General features: G+C 34.4%; 5 protein-coding genes and 1 pseudogene. 5 read left to right on the top strand and 1 reads right to left on the bottom strand.

All coding sequences use genetic code 11. The features are described from left to right. The first annotated feature begins 145 nt into the window (after positions 1-145). The 5 genes from LV89_RS24325 to LV89_RS24305 all read left to right on the top strand — a co-directional run bounded on the left by LV89_RS24325 (position 146) and on the right by LV89_RS24305 (position 5,442). Complete coding sequence (locus LV89_RS24325; RefSeq protein WP_109745594.1) at positions 146-1,348, top strand: DUF3570 domain-containing protein; 1,203 nt, start codon at positions 146-148, stop codon at positions 1,346-1,348. A 170-nt stretch (positions 1,349-1,518) separates the two neighbouring features. After that, the gene (locus tag LV89_RS24320) at positions 1,519-2,094 is read left to right on the top strand and encodes an RNA polymerase sigma-70 factor (RefSeq protein ID WP_170117768.1); all 576 of its coding nucleotides are present in this window, start codon (positions 1,519-1,521) and stop codon (positions 2,092-2,094) included. A gap of 26 nt (positions 2,095-2,120) precedes the next feature. Then, positions 2,121-3,131 (top strand): FecR family protein, encoded by a 1,011-nt coding sequence (locus LV89_RS24315; protein ID WP_109745593.1) that lies wholly within the window; start codon positions 2,121-2,123, stop codon positions 3,129-3,131. Positions 3,132-3,313: 182 nt separating this feature from the next. Further along, a complete protein-coding gene (locus tag LV89_RS24310) occupies positions 3,314-5,077 on the top strand; it encodes an STN and carboxypeptidase regulatory-like domain-containing protein (RefSeq protein ID WP_146199261.1) in 1,764 nt (587 codons plus the stop codon). Between the two features lie 92 nt (positions 5,078-5,169). Beyond that, positions 5,170-5,442: a hypothetical protein gene (locus tag LV89_RS24305; RefSeq protein WP_109745591.1), complete on the top strand. Its 273-nt coding sequence runs from the start codon at positions 5,170-5,172 to the stop codon at positions 5,440-5,442. On the opposite strand, the pseudogene LV89_RS24300 reads toward LV89_RS24305, so the two are convergent. Then, positions 5,407-5,685: pseudogene (locus LV89_RS24300) on the bottom strand (hypothetical protein); the annotation flags it as partial. The gene LV89_RS24305 and the pseudogene LV89_RS24300 sit on opposite strands and share 36 nt — an antisense overlap.

Here is a 5,685-nt window from a genome sequence, read left to right as displayed (position 1 = left end):
TTAAGTATGAGGTATTAAGTATTAAGTATGAGGTATTAAGTATTAAGTATGAGGTATTAAGTAAGTATATGTTCACTCTTAATACTTCGGACATAATACTTGATACAATTTAGGACATAATACTTGATACAATAAACAGAATCAAATGAAAAAAATAATAATAACTGCTGGTTTATTAGTAAGTATGCTGTTCAGAACTACTGCTCAAAGTAATGCTGGAGAAGAAAATTCTTACGAAAAACGAAAATTAAAAATTGATGAAATAAACCTTGTTTCAAGTTATTATCATCAAGAAGGAAATAATTCTGCGGTAACAGGTGGAATTGGTACAGAACAATTGACAGACTATGCTAATTCTTTTGATTTGAAAATGTCAACTTATGACAAAAAGAATCGCCAGCATAATATTACTGTTGATTTGAACTTAGATTATTATACTTCGGCATCGTCAGACAATGTTGACCCACGTTCAATATCTGGAGCATCAGCGGCAGACCTTCACATTTACCCATCAGTAGCATGGACTATGAAAGACCCTACTACACGTGTAACCAAAGGTTTGGCTTATTCTTTTTCAAGAGAATTTGACTATCAATCGCATGGTTTTACGGCAAGTTGGGCAAAAGCTTCATTGGATAACAACCGAGAATTTAGTATAAAAGCGAGTGCTTTTTTTGATAAAGCCACTATTATTATGCCTACTGAACTCCGAACATCAACCAATTCATCGGGCAGGAGTGGCACAGGTGGTACAAAACCCCGAAATTCGTATGCTTTGGCATTGTCATTATCACAGGTTATTAATGAGCGTTTACAAATTATGTTGGTAGCAGAACCATCATATCAAGAAGGATTTTTGAGTACATCATTCCACCGAGTATATTTTAGCAATAATACAATGACCGCTGAAAAACTACCGGGAAACCGTTTTAAATTGCCAATTGCATTAAGAGCCAGTTATTTTCTTGGAGACAATGTGGTACTGAAGGGTTTTTACAGATATTACATGGATGATTGGGGAATGACAGCCCACACCGTAAACATGGAAGGTTCATATAAATTATCTCCTTTTGTTTCATTGACGCCCTTTTACCGTTTCAGTAAGCAAACAGCCGTAAAATATTTTGCTCCTTACCAACAACATTTAGCCACAGACACTTACTATACGAGCGACTACGATATTTCGGGAATGACCACCAATTTCTTAGGAACAGGCGTGCGTTTAGCACCTGTAAATGGCGTTTTGGGTATTAAACATTGGGCAAGTGTAGAGCTACGTTATGGGCATTATACACGTTCAACAGGAATGGTTGCCAATATTGTTACCTTGCACATGAAAATGAAATAATATAAAGAATATCAAGGTTTTGTCGGCAAAAGAATAATTGCAAAGAGGGAGGAATTTATTAATTCTTCCTTCTTTGGTTATAGGGGTAAAATTAAATTAGATTGTCATAAAGGTGAAATATCCAAGAGGAATTGTATTTTTGCGGAAAGCATATAGCTTCACCTCTTTAAATGATACAAATTCCAGATTCAGATATTTTATTGGCTATCCGTCAGGGTAATGAGCGTGTTTTTGAAACAGTTTTCAAAAAGCACTATCAAGCTTTATGTAATTATGCCTGTGGTATTTTGAAAGATATGGACGATGCCGAGGAGGTTGTTCAAAGCATTTTTCTGAAATTTTGGGAGCAACGGGCAGAAATAGAAATTAGTGTTTCGTTAAAATCATACTTATATCGAGCAGTCCATAATACTTGTTTGAACAGGCTGAAACATCTAAAAATTCAAGAAACATATCGCCAATATGTAGGTGATTATTTAGAAAATACCCACGATTCGGCAACGGATATTTTAGATAAAGTAGAGTTGGAAAGTAGAATTGCTGATGCCCTCGAAAAACTTCCAGAACAATGTCGTCTGATTTTTAAAATGAGTCGATTTGAGGAATTAAAATACCAAGAAATTGCCGACCGTTTAAGACTTTCTATCAAAACCGTAGAAAATCAAATAGGCAAAGCATTGAAAATTATGCGTACAGAATTGGCTGATTATCTGCCAATTATATTATTGATGATGCTGTTTTTTTAATACATCGCAAGTAAAATTATAAAGAAATGAACCAAGACCAGACCATAGACGACTTATTGGCAAAATACCTTGCTGATGAGGCTAATGCTCATGAATCGGATACGATGAATGAGTGGATAATTGCGTCTGAAGAAAACCAGAAGACTTTTGACCATTCTAAGTTGATTTGGGAGGGCGTAAAAGCCGTTCAAAATCAGCAAACAGTTGATGTAGATGCCGCATGGAAGAAATTGAATATAGCGAAAAAAGAAAGTAGCCAAACCGTTGATATATCAGAACAATTGACTGTTAAAAAACTTAATTGGGTAACTAATTTCTTGAAAATTGCCGCCGTTTTAGTGCTTTTATCTGGACTTTGGTTTGTTTTTGCTAAACAATCTACTACACCACAAAATGAAGTTTTAACCTTCCAATCAGGTAATAAAACGGTTGAAAAAACTTTGCCAGATGGTACAAAAATTACGTTAAGTAAAAACTCAACAATTAGTTATCCTACCAATTTTAACGGTACCAATAGAGAAGTTAATTTGGAAGGAGAAGGCTTCTTTGATGTCCACCATGATAACGCACATCCCTTTATTATTCATACGCAAGGTACAGATGTAAAAGTATTGGGGACTTCGTTTAATGTTCGTGCGTACAATGCTCAGGTTCAAGTGGTTGTGAAGACTGGTCGAGTGCAATTTTCAAAAAATAATAGTCGTGTTATCTTAGAAAAAGGTCAAAAAGCAGAGATTTTGACTAATGCAGATACCATCATTAAATCAGAGGTTTCAGAAGGCAAAAATATTACACAAGAAAATACGCAATCTTTCGTTTTTGAGCAAAAATCATTGGCTGCGGTTGTCGAAATCTTATCTCAAAAATACGATAGACAAATTATTTTAAGTCAAGATAAAATTAAAAACTGTAAATTAACGGCTTCTTTCGAAGATGAAAATTTGGAGAATATCATAACTGTAATTGCAGAAACTTTCAATCTGAAAATCCAAAATCAAGGAGATACAATTATCTTGAACGGAGAAGGATGTGAGTAAATACCACGGGAATCCTTCCCGTGATTGTTAATTTAAATCAATTTCACGGAAAGATTCCCATATTTGTGATTGTTAAATCAAATCAATTTCATGGGAAAAATTCCCGTGGTACGGTTGCCAATCTCTAATAACCAATAACTCAACTCAGACGGGGTTTCCTGTTTCCAATACCTGCTATTTACATGAAACTCTGCTCCTTAAAATATTTATTTCTCTTTGCCCAATTCTTCTGTATAAACCATTTTCTTTTTGCCCAAACACCCATTCTCGAACGTTCAATAAATCTAAAAGTCAATAATATTAGTGTTTCAAATGTTTTGGAAATGATAGCCAAACAAGGTGATTTTTCATTTTCTTATAATTCAGAAATTATAGATGTTAATGACAAAATAGACTTAGTTGTTAGCAATAAACCTGTTCGAGAAGTTTTAAATAGAATTTTTAAAGGGACTCTTAATTATAAGGTTCGAGGAGAATATTTGATTTTGCAAAAAAATGAACAAACCGAAGAAACGAAATCTTTTGTTTTGACAGGTTATATACTTGACGACCCAACAGATAAACCTTTAGGGAAAGTAACGATTTATGACAGAAAAAGTTTGTCGTCAAGTATTACTAATCAATATGGATTTTATCGTATTAAGCTCTATCAAAGCCAATTACCAATAAGATTGACGATTTCTCGCCCCAATTATGAGCAAGAAAGTATTTTGATAAAATCTTCTAAAAATACATATCAAGATATTCATTTACAGCCTATTAGACAAGAAACACCTTTTAATCCACCTATTGAAGATAACTCAATAGAGAAAATGGATTCTTACAAAAATCTAAAACCCAAGCAAGACGAAACATCGCTTCTTTTACCTGTTTCGCCCAATGCTTTTCCTGATATTACCGACGAAAGTATATTCCCAACTTCCCCGATTTTTGATTCAACCCTTTACGAAAGTCGCTGGGATATGTTCAAAAAACGTTTGGGAAAAGTTCTCGTAAGCCGTTCTCAGCGGATAAATGCTCAAAACATTAAAGATTCTTTAAGCCGAAATTATCAATTTTCGGTTTTGCCGTTTTTAGGAACTAACCGTTTATTATCAGGTAGTATCAAAAATGATTATTCCGTAAACCTTTTGATGGGTTATGCAGGAGGAGTACGTAAATTAGAAGTCGGCGGTTTAATAAATGGGATTCGTAAAGACGTAGAAGGTGTGCAATTGGCAGGATTAGCCAATATTGTGGGTGGTTCGCTTTCGGGAGTACAAATCAGTAATTTACTTAACATTACAGGACATAACGAAGGTGGACTACAATTAACAGCGGGGTTAAATACAGTCATTAAGGAGTCGAGCGGATGGCAAATTGCCCCAATAAACTACGCACATCGAGTATTGAAAGGAGGGAAGCAAATAGGCTTTATTAATATTAGTGATTCAACCGATACAGCCCCCATCGGTTTTTTGAGTTTTGTAGGAAGCGGAACGGGCTATAAACGTCTGGAATTGGCAATTGATGAAAATGAAACCGTTACATTTACTTTTAAAACAGGTGTTAGAAAATTCTATAATATTTTAGCTCTACATTATAACTTTTTAAGACCCAGAGAGGTTTTTGGGTTAGGTTACGGTATTGGTAGAGCCTACGAATTGGGACGTGCGTGGATGTTTAATACAGACCTCACAACCAATATTTTAGTAGAATATGATGATTTAAGCCCCAACGTAGCAGCCCTCTGGAAATTTGATATGATGTTTGAAAAACAAATTGCTCAGAACGTTGCCATTACTTTAGGTCCTTCCATAAAATACCTCATTATCAATCAATACAACTCAGCATTTTGGCAGTCCAAACCTTTTGATAAAATACCTTCTTTTGAGCCACTTTCCGCTACCGAAAAATCATCATTTTGGATAGGTTTTCAAATGGGTATCCGCATTCGTTCAAAATGATTGCTTAGGATAAATGTTTGAAAATAGGTAGATTAAAAATAAATTGCCATTATTTAAACTCTCATTCTTAAATATCCTTTCTATTCACTTACATGAAAATCAAACTTATACTTTTTGTCATCATTATTTTTTGTGAGAAAGTTCATGCTCAATCTACAAAAAATGAGAAACTGGAAATGGAGCAAAAAATTGTTCGCTCATGGGTAAAATATAGTGTAAACGCTAAAGATGGAAGCCAGTTACAAGACGTAGGTATTGTAAGAAAAACCGCTTCTATGCTTATTTTTAGGAAAGGAGGAGGTTGTGTCTTGATTTTTGGAAATAAAGCACTATTGTCCGAAACCTGCGTGGAAGTATTGATTTAATAAATTGGGGTCACCTTTACAGAGAATGATTAGTTCTTTGACAAGTTCAGCTTCGAGTTCATATAAGAATTTTAATTTATTGATTTTAAATCCATTACGCTCGTTTAATTTGGCATACAAAGCAATAAACATGGCTGCAATTAACATTACATATGCCATGTTTTTTATAGCATTATAGTCCCGTGAAATCAGATGAGAAAAGTTCAGATTTTGCTTAATAAATCGAAAGAATCTTTCAATTTC

It is taken from the genome of Arcicella aurantiaca (assembly GCF_003148625.1).
GTDB classification, from domain to species: domain Bacteria; phylum Bacteroidota; class Bacteroidia; order Cytophagales; family Spirosomataceae; genus Arcicella; species Arcicella aurantiaca.
This window is presented reverse-complemented; position numbering and strand designations above follow the sequence as displayed.